The organism is Serratia sp. NA_112.1 (assembly GCF_052691715.1).
The window spans coordinates 402,067-419,344 of record NZ_JBQZFO010000004.1 but is presented as its reverse complement, the minus strand read 5'-3'; the positions used below and the strand labels follow the sequence as shown (position 1 = coordinate 419,344).

Annotated in this window: 15 protein-coding genes; 3 read left to right on the top strand and 12 right to left on the bottom strand. The window is 53.1% G+C overall.

From position 1 onward, the window contains the following. Nucleotides 1-71: 71 nt before the first annotated feature. Nucleotides 72-1,466: an MFS transporter gene (locus tag ACUTQ5_RS12035; protein ID WP_445651434.1), complete on the top strand. Its 1,395-nt coding sequence runs from the start codon at nt 72-74 to the stop codon at nt 1,464-1,466. 34 nt (nt 1,467-1,500) lie between these two features. Here the strand turns inward: ACUTQ5_RS12035 and chbG are convergent, their stop codons facing one another. From chbG to ACUTQ5_RS12010, 5 genes are all read right to left on the bottom strand, one after another. Next, the gene (gene chbG / locus ACUTQ5_RS12030) at nt 1,501-2,262 is read right to left on the bottom strand and encodes a chitin disaccharide deacetylase (protein ID WP_445651433.1); all 762 of its coding nucleotides are present in this window, start codon (nt 2,260-2,262) and stop codon (nt 1,501-1,503) included. Between the two features lie 153 nt (nt 2,263-2,415). Further along, complete coding sequence (gene chbR, locus ACUTQ5_RS12025) at nt 2,416-3,279, bottom strand: transcriptional regulator ChbR (protein WP_445651432.1); 864 nt, start codon at nt 3,277-3,279, stop codon at nt 2,416-2,418. Next, a complete protein-coding gene (locus ACUTQ5_RS12020; protein WP_445651431.1) occupies nt 3,279-4,664 on the bottom strand; it encodes a glycoside hydrolase family 1 protein in 1,386 nt (461 codons plus the stop codon). The genes chbR and ACUTQ5_RS12020 overlap by 1 nt, the downstream gene beginning before the upstream one ends. Before the next feature lie 49 nt (nt 4,665-4,713). Then, the gene (chbC, locus tag ACUTQ5_RS12015; RefSeq protein ID WP_012005283.1) at nt 4,714-6,075 is read right to left on the bottom strand and encodes a PTS N,N'-diacetylchitobiose transporter subunit IIC; all 1,362 of its coding nucleotides are present in this window, start codon (nt 6,073-6,075) and stop codon (nt 4,714-4,716) included. Between the two features lie 11 nt (nt 6,076-6,086). After that, nucleotides 6,087-6,404: a PTS sugar transporter subunit IIB gene (locus tag ACUTQ5_RS12010; RefSeq protein WP_020825274.1), complete on the bottom strand. Its 318-nt coding sequence runs from the start codon at nt 6,402-6,404 to the stop codon at nt 6,087-6,089. 826 nt (nt 6,405-7,230) lie between these two features. Here ACUTQ5_RS12010 and mutS point away from each other — a divergent pair. Continuing rightward, nucleotides 7,231-9,786 carry a DNA mismatch repair protein MutS gene (gene mutS, locus ACUTQ5_RS12005; RefSeq protein ID WP_445651430.1) on the top strand — a complete coding sequence of 852 codons (2,556 nt, stop codon included), beginning with the start codon at nt 7,231-7,233 and terminating at the stop codon, nt 9,784-9,786. Between the two features lie 80 nt (nt 9,787-9,866). Here the strand turns inward: mutS and rpoS are convergent, their stop codons facing one another. From rpoS to surE, 4 genes are all read right to left on the bottom strand, one after another. After that, nucleotides 9,867-10,865, bottom strand: coding sequence for an RNA polymerase sigma factor RpoS (gene rpoS, locus ACUTQ5_RS12000; protein WP_445651429.1), 999 nt, complete (start codon nt 10,863-10,865; stop codon nt 9,867-9,869). Nucleotides 10,866-10,917: 52 nt separating this feature from the next. Then, nucleotides 10,918-11,904 carry a murein hydrolase activator NlpD gene (gene nlpD, locus ACUTQ5_RS11995; protein WP_445651428.1) on the bottom strand — a complete coding sequence of 329 codons (987 nt, stop codon included), beginning with the start codon at nt 11,902-11,904 and terminating at the stop codon, nt 10,918-10,920. A 324-nt stretch (nt 11,905-12,228) separates the two neighbouring features. Continuing rightward, nucleotides 12,229-12,855, bottom strand: a complete 627-nt coding sequence (locus ACUTQ5_RS11990) for a protein-L-isoaspartate(D-aspartate) O-methyltransferase (RefSeq protein ID WP_445651427.1) — start codon at nt 12,853-12,855, stop codon at nt 12,229-12,231. Continuing rightward, nucleotides 12,849-13,610 carry a 5'/3'-nucleotidase SurE gene (gene surE, locus ACUTQ5_RS11985; protein ID WP_445651426.1) on the bottom strand — a complete coding sequence of 254 codons (762 nt, stop codon included), beginning with the start codon at nt 13,608-13,610 and terminating at the stop codon, nt 12,849-12,851. The genes ACUTQ5_RS11990 and surE overlap by 7 nt, the downstream gene beginning before the upstream one ends. Nucleotides 13,611-13,888: 278 nt before the next feature. Between surE and ACUTQ5_RS11980 the strand changes: the two genes are divergently transcribed. Continuing rightward, nucleotides 13,889-14,995, top strand: a complete 1,107-nt coding sequence (locus ACUTQ5_RS11980; protein ID WP_445651425.1) for an acyltransferase family protein — start codon at nt 13,889-13,891, stop codon at nt 14,993-14,995. 38 nt (nt 14,996-15,033) lie between these two features. Here ACUTQ5_RS11980 and truD read toward each other — a convergent pair whose 3' ends face one another. Genes truD through ispD form a run of 3 tightly spaced genes read right to left on the bottom strand, consistent with a single transcriptional unit; the run spans nt 15,034 to nt 17,276 of the window. Then, on the bottom strand, nt 15,034-16,080 hold the full coding sequence (gene truD / locus ACUTQ5_RS11975) for a tRNA pseudouridine(13) synthase TruD (protein ID WP_445651424.1): 1,047 nt from the start codon (nt 16,078-16,080) through the stop codon (nt 15,034-15,036). A gap of 4 nt (nt 16,081-16,084) precedes the next feature. Then, the gene (ispF, locus tag ACUTQ5_RS11970; RefSeq protein ID WP_006317702.1) at nt 16,085-16,558 is read right to left on the bottom strand and encodes a 2-C-methyl-D-erythritol 2,4-cyclodiphosphate synthase; all 474 of its coding nucleotides are present in this window, start codon (nt 16,556-16,558) and stop codon (nt 16,085-16,087) included. A 10-nt stretch (nt 16,559-16,568) separates the two neighbouring features. Next, nucleotides 16,569-17,276 (bottom strand): 2-C-methyl-D-erythritol 4-phosphate cytidylyltransferase, encoded by a 708-nt coding sequence (gene ispD / locus ACUTQ5_RS11965; protein ID WP_445651423.1) that lies wholly within the window; start codon nt 17,274-17,276, stop codon nt 16,569-16,571. Nucleotides 17,277-17,278: the final 2 nt, after the last annotated feature.

The window sequence follows — 17,278 nt, the reverse complement described above, 5'->3', positions numbered from 1 at the left end:
TCACCGGGTTGCCTTTGCCGCCGGCAGGGTCAATCCCAGGGCAAACCAGGATAAAAGATTAGGATGATAGAGTGAAAAAAACGTTAGGCGTCTTCTTTCCGTTGTATACCACCACCCTGCTGATGCTGCTGGGTTCAGGGTTGCTCACCACTTATATCTCCCTGCGTTTAACCTCTATCCACGTGACCGGCGCGCTGATCGGGGCAATTATTGCCGCCAACTACATCGGCCTGGTGATCGGCGGCAAGGTCGGCCATTTTCTGATTGCCCGCGTCGGCCATATCCGCGCCTACGTTTCCTGCGCCGGCATTATCACCGCGGCGGTGCTGGGGCACGGCCTGACGGAATACATTCCGATATGGGTAGTACTGCGGCTGATTATCGGCATGTGCATGATGTGTCAATTCATGGTGCTGGAAAGCTGGCTGAACGACCAGGCAGAGTCCAATCAGCGCGGTATGGTTTTCGGCTTTTATATGGCAGCGACTTATCTGGGCATGTCATTGGGTCAGGTGGTGTTAATGCTGCAGAGCAATCTCGGCATCACCACCCTGCTGGTGATTGCCCTGTGCTTTGCACTGTGCCTGGTGCCTATTGCTCTCACCACCCGCACCAATGCCCGCCATATGTCACCGGCCCCTATGGAGCTACGCTATTTTATCGGGGCTATTCCCAAAGTGCTGGCAACCACGCTGGTGATCGGCATGGTGGTGGGATCTTTCTATGGTTTGGCACCGGTGTATGCAAGTCTGCAATCGCTAACCACCCAGCAAACCGGCCTGTTTATGGCGATAGCCATCTTCGCCGGGCTGGTGGCGCAGTTCCCACTCAGTTGGCTGTCAGACCGTTACAATCGAACGCTGTTGATGCGCATCAACGCCATTTTATTGATCGTAGCTTCCCTGCCGCTGGCGCTGGTACCGCACATTGATTTTCCGGTGTTGCTGGTAGTGGGCTTTATCGTCAGCATGTTGCAGTTCACGCTGTATCCGCTGGTAGTCGCCCTGGCGAACGATTTGATCGAACCTGAACGGCGCGTATCCCTCGCCGCCTGTTTGCTGATGGCCTTCGGTGTCGGTGCCAGTATCGGCCCATTGGCGGTCGGTTCACTAATTGAACCGTTAGGAGGCAATATTCTGTATGCCTTCTTCTCGCTTTGTGGCGTGTTGCTGGTAGGCTTCAGTCGGACGGTAAAACAGGACGAGTCGCAGTTTGCGCAGGATGCGCCACTGCCGCATATTCCGCTGCCGGACAGCCTGACCAGTTCCCCGCTTTCTCCGGCGCTGAACCCAACCTTCGATGAGCAGACAATCCATGACACCATGCCGCCTCCGGAAGCGGCACCTGATCCGATAGATCCGCAGGCCAGTGAAACCTCGGAGGCAGAAGAAGCCGATGAGCCCATCCCGCAGGGTGCCGATCCTGATGAGGATACCGGGTTGAAGAAGGCCCACTCGATGCTTTAATCATTGCTCCCTCTTTGAGCGCGATATCCGAACGTCACAGATCCAGGAAGGATCCCAGGCGGTAACCGCGCTCCGCAATCACGTTTTTAATGCCTGGTGCGGTTAAAACATCCACTTCAGCAAGCCGCGGGTAGCAGTATTTGCTCTCCAGAAGGGTTTTATCCAGGAATGCCGGATGGCACATCATCTCTACTGAACCGGCGCTGCGTTCGTCGGCCCGCTCAAGCACCTGCAAAAACAGCGCTTCGGATATGGCCTCACCATAAAAGCCCGCATCAAACCACTCGGTGCTGCGATCATAATGCAGCGGAATGTTTTGTTGCTCCACTGCCTGACGATCAATACGCAGCGGAATGGATTTGGACTGAGCGAAGGCTTCCACCAACGGATAGATTTGCGGCAACATATGCGTATGATGGTGGCTGTCGATATGAGTCGGCGCTTTGCCGAAAACGGCCACAAACCTGTCGTATTGCCCCACCAGCTCATTGTAGATTTCGTCCAAATCCAGCATCTCAGACTCGGCCCTTTCCCATAACCACTTGCCCAACTCCCCACGTTCGTTGACCAGCGACGGCATGGCAGTCAGGGGCTTCCCGTGGGTCAGCACAAAGTGCAGGCCAATCTGCAGCCCAGAATAAAGCTGGCTGAGCCTGGCGGCATGGTGTACTTCCACGCTATTGACCATAGCAGTGGTTGAAGAGACAACCCCGTAGTGATAAGCCTCGATAACGCCATAGTTTTGGCCCTTGCTCAGACCAAAATCGTCAGCATTCACTATCAGTAACTTTTCCATTTTGGCATCCATTTAACAAATTTTTGGCAAGGGAATACCCTCCGTCAGGTACGGCAATTCCCCTTCGCTTAAGCAAAGAAATTTATCTCATCAGGCTATTGGCGGCCTGAAAGGCATTCGGAATATCGGCGTTAATGCTTATCGGGCTCGGCCCTAAATAGGGCCGTAGAACTTTTTTCGGTAATTACCCGGCGTCACTTCAGTGAGTCTTTTAAAGTTTTTAATAAACAGGCTCACGTCGCCATAGCCGGAATCAAAGGCGATATCCGAGACCGAATAGTTGGTGACCTCAAGCTGGGTTTTGGCGAAGTTAATGCGGATTTCATTAATCACCTGCATCGGCGTTTTATGGTAATAACGTCGCATTGCCCGGGTCAGGTATTCCTGCGTTTTCCCCGACAGCTCAACCATATTGAGCAACGCTTTTTCACCAAACATCGCTTTATCATGCATGCCAGCCAGAGTGTTCTTCAGCCACTGAGGAATATCATCCCCCTCACCGCTCTCTTCCTTATAATGACGAATACGGCTGATGATATAAAAAGTCAGCGTTTCCAGAAATTCGGCAAAATCATCCTCCCGGAACTGCGGCGAACTGACCACCGACTCGATATAAGCCAGGAACTCATTCTTCAGGCTATAGGCCTGAGAAGCGACAAAACAACGAGGCAGCTGCTGCAGGTAGTTTTCTTCAAAGAAAACCTTGCCGACCGCCACGTTAAAGATTTTCGCGGCGCCGAACTCATAAAAGCTCTGGTGATGCGAGCCAATGGGGATAAACACAAAATCCCCGCGCTCCAGCAGCACCCGCTTACCGTTGATCTCCTGATAGCATTTGCCGCTCAGGACGATGGTGAATTCGTAATAATCATGCTGATGCAGCCCGGTGGCGCTCTCCACCTTGTTATAGATAAACAGATGGAAATCTTTGCAGTTAAAAAAATCCTGCTCCCGAATCAGCTTAACGTCGTTCGCATTCAGCGAAACCAGGTTTTCAGACACCGCGCACGCTCCCATTAATCAAAACCGTTTTGCCTGGCCGTCTCGGCAAACCAATAGCCGCTCTTTTTAATCGTGCGTTGCTGGCTATTCCGCTCCAGCCGAACCAACCCGTAGCGATTTTTGTAGGCATTCAGCCAGGACCAGCAGTCAATAAAGGTCCATAGATGGTAGCCCTTACAGTTAGAACCCTCGGACAACGCCTGATGCAACCATTTCAGATGGTCGCGAATAAAGTCGATTCGATAATCGTCCTCTACCCGCCCACTGGCACCGATGAAGGCCTCTTCGCCCTCTACCCCCATGCCGTTTTCTGAAATATAGCAGGGAATGTTGCCGTAGTTTTCCTTCAGATCCATCAGGATGTCATACAGGCCTTTTTCATAGATTTCCCAGCCGCGGTGAGGGTTAATCTTGCGGCCCGGCATCTCGTAATAGTTGAACAAGTCTTCCGGCATCGTCACCGGGTCGCTGGACCGATAGCCTTGCTTCGCTTTGACCCTGCGCGGTTGGTAGTAATTGACGCCCAGAATATCCACTACACCATCGGCAATCAGCTGCGCGTCTTCCGGCGCAGTCTGCGGCAACAAGTCATTGGCACGCAGTATATTCACCAAATCGTCCGGATAGCGCCCTTTGGTCACCGGATCGAGGAAGCTTTTGTTCAACAGCAGATCCGCATGATGGGCGGCAACCAAGTCTTCCTGGCTGTCCGAACGCGGATAGGTCGGACTCAGGTTCAAAATAATGCCTACGGAGCCCTGGTTCCCCAGCGCCCTGAACTCGCTCACCGCTTTGGCATGGGCCAAAACGCTGTGGTAAGCCACTGTAATTGCCCTTTTGAAATTAACGACACAAGGATAATGCAGGTCATTCAGATACCCGGCCTCGACCGGGACAATCGGCTCATTAAAGGTGAACCAATGGCTGACTCTGTCGCCGAACAGGCTGAAGCAGGTTTTGGCATAACGCGCGTAGGCATCAACCACCGCCCGGCTTTCCCAGCCACCCTGTTGCTGCATGCACAGCGGCATATCAAAATGGTAAAGATTGATAAATGGCGTGATGCCCTGAGCCAGCAGGCTATCGATCAGCGCATTATAGAAAGCGACCGCTTTCGGGTTCACTTCGCCATCCCCTTGCGGGATCAACCGTGACCAGGAGATCGAGGTTCTAAAGCTATTGTGCCCAAGGGCCTTTAGCAGTTGGATATCCTGCTGGAAATTATCATAAAAGGTGGAGGTTTCGGACGGGCCAACCAGATGATGAAAGCGTTCTGGTGCAATCTCATACCAGTAATCGAAGATGTTCTGGCTTTTGCCATCCCGCGCGGCTGCCCCTTCCGACTGGGGTGCCGAAGTGGCGCTCCCCCACCAGAAATCGTCAGCAAATTGATATTTCATCCGAAGCCCCTCTAAAACCGGGGCAGCGGATTGCTGCCCCAGACTGCAGTTAGAATTTCAACGCCTTGGCGATGTCTTCTTCGCTTTCCGTTGCCTGATCGATCTGGCTCTGTGCCTTGTTGGAGATCATCACGAACGGCAGGTAAATCAGGGTCGCTACCCCCAGGTTGAAGAAGCTCAGCAACATGGCCACAATACTGCCGTTGGTGTTGAAGAACGCCCCCAGCCCCACCGGCATGGTCCATGGCGCAATATTGGTAATTGGCGGGATCAATCCGGTGTAATAAGCCACGGTGGTAATAATCGTCAGTACCGGCTGAACCAGAATAAACGGAATAAACATCACCGGGTTCATAATCACCGGCAGGCCGAACAGAATAGGTTCGTTGATCTGGAAGATGCCCGACGGCGTCGCCAGCTTGGCAACCTGACGATAATCTTCGCGGCGTGAAGCGATAAAGATGGCAATAATCAGCCCCAGCGTCGAACCTGTTCCGCCCAGATAGATGTAGGAGTCAACGAACGGCTTCGCCCACATGTGGAACTCTTTACCTGCAGCCACTGCGGCTTCGACAGAACCGTACTTGTTGTACAGCTCGACGTTCTCCAGCGCGAATGGCGTCATGATACCGCTGTCCAGTGCAGCCAGCGCCATTGAACCATGTACCCCAAAGAACCACAGCAGCGAGGAGAACATCACATATACCCAGCCCACGACGCTGCCCATTTTTGCCAGCGGTGCCGAGATGCTGTCCATGATGATTTGGTGGAAGTTGGTGCCCCACAGCGTCAGACAATAGGCCAGTACGCCCATGATCGACAGGATAAGAAAGCCGGGGATCAAGGCAGAGAACGAGCGTGACACTGAAGAAGGAACGCTGTCCGGCAGGCTGATCACCCAGTTGCGACGAACCACAAAGGTAAACATCTCCGCCACCACCAGGCCGATCACCATACCGGAAATGATGTTGGCACCACCCAGCCAGTTAGCGCCTACGGCATAAGCTTCGCCGACGCTGAACGGGGTCACGGTCATAAAGGCGGCAACCGCCAGCAGCGCTGCGGCCAACGGGTCGACTTTGCGCTCTTCAGCTAAAGCCATACTGATAAAAAAGGGCGTCATCAGGGACATAATCCCCAGGGTGCCGTTATAAACGCTGCCACCGATGGCCTTCAGGCCATTCAACGTCTCAATGGTAGACGCATCCAGCCGCACGCCCATTGAAAAGAAGAACGATCCTTCGCCGAAGCTAAGAAACACGTTGTTGATCAGAACGAACATCGCGCCGGTCAACGTCAGTGGCATCAAGCGAATGAACCCGTTTTTGATGGCGTTAACGTGGGGCTGTTTACCAATTTTCACGGCAAAGGGCAGAATGACCTTTTCCAACGAGGCAATTAACGTATTCACGGCAGACCCCTTTATTGGTTAGCTTTTTTTATGGTGGCGACTGCGGCCTTCAATACGCCCAGGCCATCGAGCTTGCCGTATAAAGCAGAGTCGATCACTTCAACAGGCTTGTTGGGTAACTGCTTTTGCACTTCGGCTAGCGTGTAGGCAATCTGTGGCCCGAGCAGAATCAAATCTGCCTCTGCCCCCTTTTCTGCGGCCAACGCCTCAGGATAGGCGGCAATGATCACCGGCACTTCGTACTTCTCGGCCTGTGCTTTCATTTTTGAAACCAGCAGGGAAGTCGACATACCGGCAGAACAAAACAGATAGATTTTTTTCTTTTCCATACCCAATCCCTCAAGATAATCAAAAAAGCCCCGTGTCATTTGTTTGCCAGATGCAATAGTCATTGCCTCACGCACATTCCTTATGAAAATTTCCCTTACTTTGCCCTGGTTGCAGACAGTATACGGAGGCAGTGCAGCGGATCGGTAAGCCACAAGCAGTTAGAACCGTCTCTGCTTGACCTTCCTGATTGACCCTCTTCACATTTCACATAAAAAAATAGTGTGACCTGTCTCTCAAATAACCTTTAATTACTGAATAAATTCGTCATAAATAAACAAATAATAATTATAAACAATAAGTTAAAAACATGCAGGGTGTTTATGGATAATTCTGTGTGCGGGATCGTCCATAGGTCGATTGGTGACCATAAAATCGTTCGCCCTTGATTAGCGCGCTTCAGCAAGATAGGACGATCCGGGGGATGGAAAAGAAGTGGTAAATGGCTGGGGTTTTGGGGGCCAGGGTTTGGCAGGCCAGCTTCAGGCAGAGCAGGGTACCCTTCGCGGTAGATCGCCTGATTGGGGTAACGCATTGCTTTGATTACTCACTAAGGACATCTGCAATACAGCCCTGCATCACTCCATGATTAACCTGTGTAACGCAATCCATACCTTACAAACCGACTTTGCGTAAAGCTTCCCATTTTACCTGTGACAGCCGATTGCCCGCTGGGCTAGTATAGCGAGAGTATTAAGGGCTTATTGATCCTTACCGCCGTCAACCACTGCTCTATCGAGTAGTTTTTTGTGCCGCGGCGTGACCCCTAATGATGACAATCAACATCACAAGCAACTTTAAATTCAATGGATTGGAAACAGTAATCTTATGAATAGTACCGATAAGCTCGATTCGCACACGCCGATGATGCAGCAGTATCTGCGCCTCAAGGCTCAGCACCCTGAGATCCTGCTGTTCTACCGCATGGGCGACTTTTATGAGCTGTTCTATGACGATGCCAAACGCGCTTCCCAACTGCTGGATATATCGCTGACCAAACGCGGAGCTTCAGCGGGGGAGCCTATTCCCATGGCCGGCGTCCCTCACCATGCGGTCGAGAACTATCTGGCCAAACTAGTGCAGCTCGGTGAATCCGTCGCTCTGTGCGAACAAATCGGCGATCCGGCCACCAGTAAAGGCCCGGTGGAACGCAAAGTAGTGCGTATCGTCACGCCTGGCACCATCACCGACGAGGCTCTGCTGCAAGAACGTCAGGACAACCTGCTGGCGGCAATCTGGCAGGACGCACGCGGTTTTGGCTATGCCACGCTGGACATCAGCTCCGGGCGTTTCCGCGTGGCGGAACCCGCTGATATCGAAACCATGGCGGCAGAGTTGCAGCGCACCAATCCTGCCGAGCTGCTTTACCCTGAAACCTTTGAACAGATGTCGCTTATTGAACAGCGTCACGGCCTGCGTCGTCGCCCACTGTGGGAGTTTGAACCCGAGACCGCACGCCAGCAGTTGAACCTGCAGTTCGGCACCCGCGATCTGACCGGTTTCGGCGTTGAACAGGCCCATCAGGCACTGCGCGCCGCCGGTTGTCTGTTGCAATATGTTAAAGATACTCAGCGCACCTCATTACCACATATCCGTGGCATCACCATGGAGCGTCAGCAGGACGGCATTATCATGGATGCCGCCACGCGGCGTAACCTTGAGCTGACTCAGAACCTGTCTGGCGGCAGCGAAAATACCCTGGCGGCCATCCTCGACCACAGCGTGACGGCAATGGGTAGCCGTATGCTTAAGCGCTGGCTGCATATGCCAACCCGTGACATCAAAGTCTTGAATAACCGCCAGCAGGCGATCGGCTCCCTGCAGGATCTGTATACCGATCTGCAGCCTTCGCTGCGTCAGGTGGGCGATCTGGAACGCATATTGGCCCGTCTGGCATTACGCAGTGCCCGTCCACGCGATCTGGCTCGTATGCGTCATGCTTTCCAACAGTTGCCGGATATCCACGCGTTACTCAAAGGGGTAGAAACCCCGTATGTGCAACAGCTGCTGTCGCAGGTCGGTCAGTTTGATGAACTGCAGGATTTGCTGGAACGCGCAGTGGTTGAAGCACCGCCGGTGCTGGTGCGTGACGGCGGCGTTATCGCACCCGGCTACAATAGCGAGCTGGATGAATGGCGCGCACTGGCCGATGGTGCCACCGACTACCTCGACCGTCTTGAGATCCGCGAACGTGAAAAGCTGGGGCTGGATACGCTGAAGGTCGGCTTCAATGGCGTGCATGGTTATTACATTCAGGTCAGCCGTGGGCAGAGCCACCTGGTACCGATCCACTACGTGCGCCGCCAGACGCTGAAAAATGCCGAACGCTACATCATTCCCGAATTAAAAGAGTATGAAGACAAGGTACTGACTTCAAAAGGGAAAGCGTTGGCAATCGAGAAGGGTCTGTACGAAGAGTTGTTCGACTTGCTGTTGCCGCACCTGGGCGATCTACAGCAAAGCGCTGCTGCATTGGCCGAACTGGACGTGCTGGCCAACCTGGCTGAACGAGCCGAAACGCTCCACTACGCCTGCCCAACCATCAGCGAACAACCCGGTGTACGCATCACTGAGGGTCGCCATCCGGTGGTCGAACAGGTGCTGAGCGAGCCGTTTATTTCCAACCCACTATCGCTGTCGCCTCAGCGGCGAATGTTGATCATTACCGGCCCTAACATGGGTGGTAAAAGTACCTATATGCGCCAAACGGCACTGATCGTGCTGATGGCACACATCGGCAGCTACGTGCCAGCGAGCAAGGCGGTCATCGGCCCGGTAGACCGCATCTTTACCCGAGTAGGCGCGGCGGACGATCTGGCCTCTGGCCGCTCTACCTTTATGGTAGAAATGACCGAAACCGCCAATATCCTGCACAACGCCACCGAAAATAGCCTGGTACTGATGGATGAAGTTGGCCGCGGTACCTCAACCTACGACGGTCTGTCCCTGGCCTGGGCCTGCGCCGAGAACCTGGCCAGCCGCATTAAAGCCATGACGCTGTTTGCTACCCATTACTTTGAGCTGACCACCCTGCCGGAGAAAATGGAAGGCGTGGTGAATGTGCATCTGGACGCGCTGGAGCACGGCGACACTATCGCCTTTATGCATAGCGTACAGGACGGAGCCGCCAGCAAGAGCTATGGCCTGGCGGTTGCGGCACTCGCCGGTGTGCCACGTGAGGTGATCAAACGTGCGCGTCAAAAACTGCGCGAGCTGGAAGCGATATCCAGCCATACCGCGACGGGTACCGTTGATGCCACCCAGATGACGCTGCTGAATGAGGAAACCTCACCGGCGGTTGAAGCGCTCGAGGCGCTAGATCCGGATTCACTGTCACCTCGTCAGGCGCTGGAGTGGATTTACCGCCTGAAGAATATGGTCTGACCCTTCGCAGATTGCAGGCATAAAAAAACGGCGAGCATGGTGCTCACCGTTTTTATTTTGATGCGATTCAACTGCCTGGGTTACTCGCGGAACAGTGCCTCAATGCTCAGGCCCTGCATTTGCAGAATTTCACGCAGACGGCGTAAACCTTCAACCTGAATCTGACGTACTCGCTCGCGAGTCAGGCCAATTTCACGACCCACATCTTCAAGCGTTGCCGATTCGTAGCCCAACAGGCCAAAGCGACGCGCCAGTACTTCACGCTGTTTGGCGTTCAGTTCGAACAACCACTTAACGATGCTCTGTTTCATGTCATCGTCTTGCGTGGTGTCTTCCGGTCCGTTGTCTTTCTCGTCGGCCAGAATGTCCAGTAAGGCTTTCTCCGAATCCCCACCCAACGGCGTATCGACAGAAGTGATACGTTCGTTCAGACGCAGCATACGGCTGACATCATCGACCGGCTTGTCGAGTTGCTCTGCAATCTCTTCAGCGCTCGGTTCATGATCCAGTTTATGAGAAAGCTCGCGCGCGGTGCGCAAATAGACATTAAGTTCTTTGACTATGTGGATAGGCAAGCGAATGGTACGGGTTTGGTTCATGATCGCCCGTTCAATCGTCTGCCGGATCCACCAGGTTGCGTAAGTCGAGAAACGGAAACCGCGTTCTGGGTCAAACTTTTCCACTGCGCGGATCAGGCCGAGGTTACCCTCTTCAATCAGATCCAGCAGCGCCAGGCCGCGATTGCTGTAACGGCGGGCGATTTTCACCACCAGCCGCAGGTTACTTTCAATCATTCGGCGGCGGGACGGCACGTCACCGCGCAGTGCACGCCGCGCAAAATAAACTTCTTCCTCTGCGGTCAGCAGCGGAGAATAACCGATTTCGCCAAGATAGAGCTGCGTCGCATCCAATACGCGTTGGGTCACGCCTTGTGACAACAACTCTTCTTCCGCTAGATCACTCTCACTGGCCTCTTCTTCAACCAGTGCTTTTTCGTCGAATGATTCCGCTTCCGTTGCGTTCTCGTCGAAATCCGCATCGTCATGTAACTCGTTAACTTTCAGCGTATTTTGGCTCATAGCTGCTCCTACCCGTGATACCGCGAGCAGAATACAGCGTATTCTGCCCAATCTATCGCTGCGGAAGATAACGCAGCGGGTTTACGGATTTCCCCTTGTAACGAATTTCAAAATGCAAACGTACTGAACTGGTTCCGGTGCTACCCATGGTGGCTATTTTTTGACCCGCCTTCACTTCTTGTTGTTCCCGGACCAGCATTGTGTCGTTGTGAGCGTAGGCGCTCAGGTAATCATCATTGTGTTTGATGATGATTAGATTACCGTAACCCCGTAAAGCGTTGCCTGCGTACACTACACGACCATCGGCGGTAGCGAAGATAGGCTGCCCACGAGTCCCGGCGATATCGACACCTTTATTCCCACCTTCTGATGAGGAAAAGTTATCAATAATCTTACCGTCAGTTGGCCATCTCCAGGTACTTACTGGGGCGCTGTTGCTGACGGTGCTACTCACTGGTGGAGCAACGACCGGTGCGGTAACAGGGGCCGTTGCGGTAGTTGCCGCCACTGCGCCTGCTGCAGGTAACATCTTACCTACATTCTGTTTACCCGAATTATCAGAATACGCGTTAGTTGATGGAGAATCAACCGTTGCAGTTTGTATCTGAGAGGTCGATGGTGGCTTAGGAACACCGCCGCTGGTCGCATCTGTTGCCGCCAGCATACCGCCGTTTCCGTTGGCGGAACCATTACCAAGCTGAATGTTTTGACCCACATTCAGGCTGTATGGCTCAGGGATATTATTGCGCTGGGCCAGGTCACGGTAATCGTTTCCGGTGATCCAGGCGATGTAAAACAGCGTATCTCCGCGTTTTACCGTGTAGGTATTGCCGCTGTAGCTCCCTTTGGGGATCGAAGTGTAACTGCGGTTGTAAACAATATGCCCTTCAGCGTTAGCCTGTGCTCCAGCATTGCTGGATGCGGCAGCTCCGCCACCGCCCACACTACTAATAGGGGCCGATGTCGATTCAGTGTTCGTACAACCTGCCAACCACAAACTTACCATCGTACACACCGCAACCCGGCGTAATGTAATCATTGGGCTTCCCGTGCTCATGCTTCCCCCATGACAGCAATATCAGCGATATATCCAAATACCCTTTACATGGTAGCTGAGCTTTTAACATTCTCTCGATTTCTACCCTGAAAGGTGCCCACAGCCGATCCCTGAACGTCAGGAAATCTCATGCCGGAGCCTCAAAACAGCGCGCCAATGCTAACCACATTAGCGCTGCTGCACCATAAGACAACTACGCAGAAAGGCAATTGTATTGAAAATTAGTTTTATTGAAACGTTAAAACCTTAACCGGAGGTGATGAAAGTGCAACAGATTTCGTTTCCTGTCGAAAATTCAGACAATCGCTAGGCCAGTTCCCCCTTAACCAGGGGAACAAAACGCACCGCTTCGACGGTATCGATAACAAATTCGCTGCCCTGGCGCCGAATATACTTCAGCGTTTGGGCCTGCTCGCCGACCGGCAACACCAGAATACCACCATCGTCCAACTGCTCCATCAGCGCTGGCGGGATCTCCGGCGGAGCTGCCGTGACGATGATGGCATCAAACGGCCCTCGCGATGACCAGCCCTGCCAACCATCACCGTGACGGGTGGAAACATTGTGAAGATCGAGTTGTTTCAGCCGGCGTTTGGCCTGCCATTGCAACCCTTTGATGCGCTCAACAGAGCAAACATGCTGTACCAAATGCGCCAAGATAGCGGTTTGATAGCCAGAACCGGTACCGATCTCCAATACCCTGGAGGTTGGCGTCAGGTTCAGCAGTTCGGTCATTCGTGCAACCATATAAGGTTGAGAGATGGTTTGGCCGGAGCCAATGGGTAACGCAGTATTCTCATAAGCCTTGTGTTCAAGTGCCTCATCAACAAAGCGTTCACGCGGCACCGCTTCGATCGCCTGTAGCAACCGTTCGTCCCGGATCCCCTGTTGACGCAGCTGCGTCAGCAATGTTTGCATACGCTTGTTCACCATTCCCCGCCAACCCCTGCTTTGGTTAACCACGTTTTTACCACGTCCTGGGCCGCATAGGCGGTTAAATCCACCTGCAGTGGTGTGATGGCCACATAACCCTGTTCTACTACAGCGAAGTCCGTGTCCGGCCCGGCATCAAACTTATCACCGGGCGGCCCAATCCAATAGAGATTTTGCCCACGCGGATCTTGTTGGCAGAACACTTTGTCAGCCGGATGGCGACTGCCGCAGCGGGTCACACGAATGCCCTTGATCTGATCCAGTTGCAAATCCGGCACGTTGATATTCAGAATTTTACCGGTTCGCAACGGTTCGCGCTGTAACGCGCGCAGCACCCGGCAGGTGATCGCCGCAGCGGTCGCATAATGCTGATGGCCGTTCAGCGACACGGCCAGCGCAGGCAACCCCAAATGACGTCCTTCCATGGCAGCAGCCACGGTGCCGGAATAAATAACGTCATCGCCCAGATTGGGGCCCGCATTGATGCCAGAAACCACGATATCGGGCGCAGGCTGCATCAGGGCATTCACTCCCAGATACACGCAGTCTGTCGGCGTTCCCTGCTGGACGGCGATATCTCCATTGGGCATCGTCAGGGTGCGCAATGGAGATTCCAGCGTCAGCGCATTGGAAGAACCACTGCGGTTACGATCGGGTGCCACAACCTGCACTTCGGCGAACTCTCTCAATGCCGCCGCCAGCACCTGGATGCCTGGGGCGGTCACACCGTCGTCATTACTCAGCAATATCCGCATAAAAGATTGTCTTCTTTTTTATCTCTCAATCAGAACGCCTTTAACGCGGCCTGGCATTTAAATACTCGGAATCAACACCCAAAAGGAGGGGCTTAACCAGCAGATATTATGTTTACTCCCCCCGACATGTCCAGTCACCAAGGGAAAGACAGCTTACACCCATGACCCGATGCAGCAGATAAGACCTGAAGATCATCACACAATCCTTACGAAAAGCTGACAATATGGTGATTTTTTAGTAAGATCGCGACTCGCTGATTGCAAGGTTTATCCCCTCAATGCCAACAACAAGACTAAAATATTTGGATGGTTTACGCGGTATATTTGCATTGACCGTAGCGTTAAGCCATTTTTTTGGCAGCCAATATGGCTGGCATGACTACCCATTCCAAAATGCCTATATTTCCGTTGATTTCTTTTTTATTCTCTCGGGTTTTGTACTGTCTCACGTTTACGGCCAAGCCCTATCCTCAGGCTTGATGAACGATAGGAAATTTATTTTTTATCGCTTCGCGCGTATGTACCCTTTGCACATTGTCACTATGGTCGTAGTGGGTATCATTTACCTGTTGACGCAACGTGCATTTCCTTTTGACGAGCCATTTTTTTCTGGCATCGCCAATATATTCCTTCTGCAAAATATGGGTTTTGTCAGTAACTGGAGCTGGAATGACCCTAGTTGGTCAATATCTGCTGAGTTTTGGGTTTCTGTTTTTTTAGTTCCCTGGTGTATCCGTCGAGTTAAAACCAACCAACTATTATTTATAGCTTTAATGTGCTACACCGCTTTATATACATCCTTTGGCTCGCTGATGGTCGCTCATGAAATGATGTATGGCATCGTCACCTCAGGCTTTGTCAGATGCATCGCTGGCGTCACGCTGGGGATCGCTGTTTGTCGTATGGGGCAGGGTATGGGGCAGACAGGGCTCAACCATATGCAGAAATCTATTATTGGCTGCCTTGACATGATTCTTTTCGCAGCCGTGGTGTACCTGGTTTATCAAAAAACGCCTATTGGAAAACTCAGCTTCTTACCGATCCCTCTAATTGCGTTGCTGATGTTAAGTCTGGCTACACTGAACTCATGGTTTAATAAAATTATCGGCAGTAGAATTCCAGGCTGGCTTGGTGATATCAGCTATTCTGTTTATCTGATACACACCCCCATTATTCTGGTTATGGGGTCTGTGCTCGCACCACTGAACTTACCCTTCGCAGTAAAGTTCACCGTCTTTCTCACATTGACACTAGTGCTTTCACATCTTACTCATCGTTTCTTTGAGAAACCCTGTTACGAATGGTTAAAAAAACGCTTTTCCGGTCAGGTACAGTCCAATATCAATGAGTTAAAAACTGAAAAAAAGTTTGTCACTCAGCGCTAAAACATTCGAAAAAAAACCTGCATCAGCAGGTTTTTTCATTACTCGCTAATATCCGCATCACTGCTGTCCTGCCGCATAATTTCACGCACCACACTGGTGGCGAAACTGCCGGCCGGCAACCAAAAACGCAGTTCAACGGTAGCATCATCCCACCAGTCCCACTGCATATTTTTGGGTTGTAACAACAACGCACGGCGGGCCGGATCAACACGCTCACGCTTTAAAAGCGCCATCAGCTCCGGTTGCTCCAGTAAACACTGCTGTTCAAAATGGAGCGCTTCACCGGCGGTACCGGGTTCGCCATCGCCCGGCAAAGGAGCGGTAATCATCAATTCGCCGGCATCCAGCCGCTGTTGCAGCGCTGCCAACTCTTCCGGCTGGGCGACAAACCAACTGCCACGGCCGCTGAGCTGTAAGGCATCGCCTTCCAGCACGGTATGTTGCTGTTGATTGGCCAAACGTCGGCTGGTAATCAGGTTAAATAGCGCACTGCGGCTGGCGGAAAGATAAAAACTGCGCTTGCTGCGTTCTTTAACCCGGATCTCATCATTCGCCCAACGGCGCGCCATCACCAGGTTATTGCCGCCGCGACCAAAACGTTGGCTGCCAAAGTAGTTTGGCACGCCACTGGTCGCAATCGCCTGCAGGCGCGGCTCGACATCCTGACGGTCAGAGATATGACGTAGAACCAGCGTGAAGGCATTGCCTTTTAGCGTGCCAATACGCATTTTGCGCAGATGGCGGGCACTGGCCAGCACTTCGCAGCCTTCAAGTGAGAACTGAGTAAAATCAGGTGTCTCTTTGCCCGGTAGATGCAGGCAGAACCATTGTTCGGTCACCGCATGACGATCTTTCAGACCCGCGTAGCTGACAGAACGGGCATGAATACCGGCAAAGCGCGCCAAATAATCGGCGACAAACTGGGTGTTACAACCGTTCTTGCGGATGTTCACCAGCACATGTTCGCCTTCGCCGTCCGGCTCAAAGCCCAGGTCTTCCACCACCACGAAATCTTCCGGGTTGGCTTTCAACACGCCAGTGCTCTGCGGCTGGCCATACAGCCAGGTCAGGTTAGCCATATCCATGCGTTTATTCCTTGATCAACAAGGCGACCGCTTCACAGGCAATGCCCTCACCGCGCCCGGTAAAACCGAGCTGTTCGGTAGTGGTCGCCTTAACGTTGACGTCGTCCATATGGCACTGCAGGTCTTCCGCCAGGAAAACGCGCATTTGCGGGATATGCGGCGCCATTTTAGGGGCCTGCGCGATAATGGTGATATCCAGGTTACCCAGACGATAGCCTTTGGCGCGAATGCGTTTCCAAGCTTCGCGCAGCAGCTCACGGCTGTCGGCCCCTTTGAACGCCGGGTCGGTATCCGGGAACAGCTTGCCGATATCCCCTAACGCCGCCGCCCCCAACAGAGCATCTGTCGCCGCATGCAGCGCCACGTCACCGTCGGAGTGAGCCAGCAAACCTTTTTCATAAGGGATACGAACACCACCGATCACCAGCGGCCCTTCGCCACCAAATTTATGTACGTCAAAACCGTGACCGATACGCATGATGCGCTCCTTAATTGTCCAACTGAGTTAAATAGAAGGCCGCCAGCGCCAAATCTTCCGGGCGCGTAACTTTAATATTGTCCGAGCGTCCGCTGACCAGCAGCGGATGATAGCCACAATGCTCGAGGGCAGAGGCCTCATCGGTGACCGTCGCACAGTCATCCATCGCACGCTGCAGGCAAAGCTTAAGCAACGCCAGCGGGAACAGTTGCGGAGTTAACGCATGCCACAGATCCTGACGTTCGACGGTGTGGGAGATATCACTGCGACCAGGTTCGGCACGCTTCATGGTATCACGCACTGGCGCGGCCAAAATGCCCCCCACCTCACTGTGTTCTGTAATCGCCAGCAGGCGTTCCAGATCCTCGGCATGCAGGCAGGGTCTTGCCGCGTCGTGTACCAGCACCCAGTTGGCCTCACCGGCCAGCTGCAACCCAGCCATCACCGAATCGGCGCGTTGCTGACCGCCGACGGTGACCCGCACGCGCGGATCTCGGGCAATAGGCAACTGGTGAAACTGCTGGTCATCGGGACCGATCGCCACAATCACCTGCGGAATACGCGGATGGCGCAATAGCGCATGGATCGCGTGCTCGAGAATGGTTTGATGGCCGATGGTTAAATACTGTTTCGGGCAATCCGCCTGCATACGGCTGCCGATACCGGCAGCGGGCAGGACGGCAATCACCGGTGGAAAGGTTCCTGCGGAGTGATTCATGC

What these genes read in the sequence shown, in the direction of transcription:
- chbG (WP_445651433.1), bottom strand. Translation starts at nt 2,262, where the DNA reads ATGGAAAAGTTACTGATAGTGAATGCTGACGATTTTGGTCTGAGCAAG.
- chbR (WP_445651432.1), bottom strand. Translation starts at nt 3,279, where the DNA reads ATGGGAGCGTGCGCGGTGTCTGAAAACCTGGTTTCGCTGAATGCGAAC.
- ACUTQ5_RS12020 (WP_445651431.1), bottom strand. Translation starts at nt 4,664, where the DNA reads ATGAAATATCAATTTGCTGACGATTTCTGGTGGGGGAGCGCCACTTCG.
- ACUTQ5_RS12010 (WP_020825274.1), bottom strand. Translation starts at nt 6,404, where the DNA reads ATGGAAAAGAAAAAAATCTATCTGTTTTGTTCTGCCGGTATGTCGACT.
- mutS (WP_445651430.1), top strand. Translation starts at nt 7,231, where the DNA reads ATGAATAGTACCGATAAGCTCGATTCGCACACGCCGATGATGCAGCAG.
- rpoS (WP_445651429.1), bottom strand. Translation starts at nt 10,865, where the DNA reads ATGAGCCAAAATACGCTGAAAGTTAACGAGTTACATGACGATGCGGAT.
- nlpD (WP_445651428.1), bottom strand. Translation starts at nt 11,904, where the DNA reads ATGATTACATTACGCCGGGTTGCGGTGTGTACGATGGTAAGTTTGTGG.
- ACUTQ5_RS11990 (WP_445651427.1), bottom strand. Translation starts at nt 12,855, where the DNA reads ATGGTGAACAAGCGTATGCAAACATTGCTGACGCAGCTGCGTCAACAG.
- surE (WP_445651426.1), bottom strand. Translation starts at nt 13,610, where the DNA reads ATGCGGATATTGCTGAGTAATGACGACGGTGTGACCGCCCCAGGCATC.
- ACUTQ5_RS11980 (WP_445651425.1), top strand. Translation starts at nt 13,889, where the DNA reads ATGCCAACAACAAGACTAAAATATTTGGATGGTTTACGCGGTATATTT.
- truD (WP_445651424.1), bottom strand. Translation starts at nt 16,080, where the DNA reads ATGGATATGGCTAACCTGACCTGGCTGTATGGCCAGCCGCAGAGCACT.
- ispF (WP_006317702.1), bottom strand. Translation starts at nt 16,558, where the DNA reads ATGCGTATCGGTCACGGTTTTGACGTACATAAATTTGGTGGCGAAGGG.
- ispD (WP_445651423.1), bottom strand. Translation starts at nt 17,276, where the DNA reads ATGAATCACTCCGCAGGAACCTTTCCACCGGTGATTGCCGTCCTGCCC.